Source organism: Collinsella sp. AM10-26 (genome assembly GCF_003472525.1).
Lineage (GTDB): Bacteria > Actinomycetota > Coriobacteriia > Coriobacteriales > Coriobacteriaceae > Collinsella.
On record NZ_QRMC01000020.1, the window covers coordinates 1 to 1,537 of the forward strand.

Below are 1,537 nucleotides of genomic sequence, written 5' to 3' on the forward strand. Positions count from 1 at the left end.
GGCTCTGTTAGACCAGGATTGACATTCCGCCCCGTCATCTTCTTGCGATTGCACAATGGTCGCCCCTTGTCGAATCTGAATCCGGCAAGGGGCGATGCGCCCGAGACCGGACGAGTTGCTCGCCTGGCCCTGCCGTTTCATGCCGACCTGCCGGCTAACTCGCCGTCTCCTCGTCGGGCGCCGGCGTCTTGACCCTCATCTCGAACGGCATCCCGCCCTCTCGGACGAGCGCCCTGAGGAACGCGTTGACGGCGGTGGACATGGACAGGCCGAGCTCGTCCAGGATGGCCGTGGCCTCCCTCTTGACCTCCGGGTCGATGCGGATCGTCGTGGCCGGTATGTTCGACGGCATGGCCTCACCCCTCCTCGTGTATCGCGGTGCGACCATTCTACCGCCTCTATGCGGCGGGCGCGGCCCAGTAGTCCATGTAGGGCGGCTCCACGTTGAACATGCCGCGGACGCGGCTCCTGCAGACGCCGTGCGCGAGCTGCCGCGCGACCGTGCGCCCGGCCGCGCCGGAATCGGTCGCCATGAAGGTCCGGCACCACCTGAACCAGGCGAGGTAGGCGTCGAGGTGCTTCGTCGACACGCCCCTGAACGGCTCCATGAAGGCGCCGAGGAGCGAGTGGACGGTGTTGACCCGGTTGATGGTCCCCCCGGAGCGGTCCTTGGGGTCGTAGGCCGCGTGCGCGGCGACCTCGAGCTCGGCGAGGACGCCGACGTAGGCGGCCGCCCTGTCGGTCGCGACGACCGAGCCGGCCGCGATGCGGCCCCTCAGCGCGTCCATGGCGCGCTCCCTCGAAAGGGCGCCCCGCCCCGTGACCTCGAGGAACGTCTCGTTCGAGTCGTTCACTCCGGTCATGACGCAGATCCGCTCGCGCGACAGCCCGCGTCTGTGCACCTGCTTGCCGCGGTGCCGGGAGGGGCGCGGCATCGTGAACGACCCCTTCGCGTGGTTGCCCTTGAACGACTCGGGGAAATAGGTCTCGTCGAGCTCGCAGCCGCAGCCCCGCTCGACCCTGAACGAGGGGGAGTAGGCCGAGAGGCACTCGATCAGCCTGTGGCGCATGGTGTAGGCGGTCTTGAGGCAGACGCGGCAGCGCCTCGCGCATTCGCGCAGGGGCAGCATGAGCACGAAGCACTCGGCGTAGGCCATCCAGGTCTCCTTCGGGAGCTTGCTCGTCCCCAGGATGCGCTCGCTGCCCATGCCGAAGGTCCTGCCGCAGCCCCGGCAGAGGTAGCGCTGCTCGCCGTTCTTCGATTTGCCCTTCTTCACGACCGCGGCGGACCCGCAGCGCGGGCAGCGTTCGACTTCGTAGGCGGAGCCGGCCGCGTCGTCGAACGCCGCCGCGCGGATCACGTCCCTGACGGATTCGATCGCGCGGCGGCGCTCGGTCTTGCTGAGGTTCGCCATGCCCTTCTTGAAGTTGAGGACCAGGTCTTCGGCGTTCATGCTGCCCCCATCATCGCGGTCTATGGGGTCAACGATATGGCACCGTGGGGACACATGTATGTCAATCCTGGTCTAACAGAGCC

Annotated in this window: 2 protein-coding genes; both read right to left on the bottom strand. The window is 67.7% G+C overall.

All coding sequences use genetic code 11. The features are described 5' to 3' along the window. Window positions 1-154: 154 nt before the first annotated feature. A complete protein-coding gene (locus DW123_RS09440) occupies window positions 155-352 on the bottom strand; it encodes a type II toxin-antitoxin system RelB/DinJ family antitoxin (RefSeq protein WP_117744010.1) in 198 nt (65 codons plus the stop codon). Window positions 353-398: 46 nt separating this feature from the next. Further along, the gene (locus DW123_RS09445; protein ID WP_199570362.1) at window positions 399-1,454 is read right to left on the bottom strand and encodes an IS1595 family transposase; all 1,056 of its coding nucleotides are present in this window, start codon (window positions 1,452-1,454) and stop codon (window positions 399-401) included. Window positions 1,455-1,537: the final 83 nt, after the last annotated feature.

Coding starts and splice junctions, on each gene's coding strand:
- DW123_RS09440 (WP_117744010.1), bottom strand. CDS start 352: ATGCCGTCGAACATACCGGCCACGACGATCCGCATCGACCCGGAGGTC.
- DW123_RS09445 (WP_199570362.1), bottom strand. CDS start 1,454: ATGAACGCCGAAGACCTGGTCCTCAACTTCAAGAAGGGCATGGCGAAC.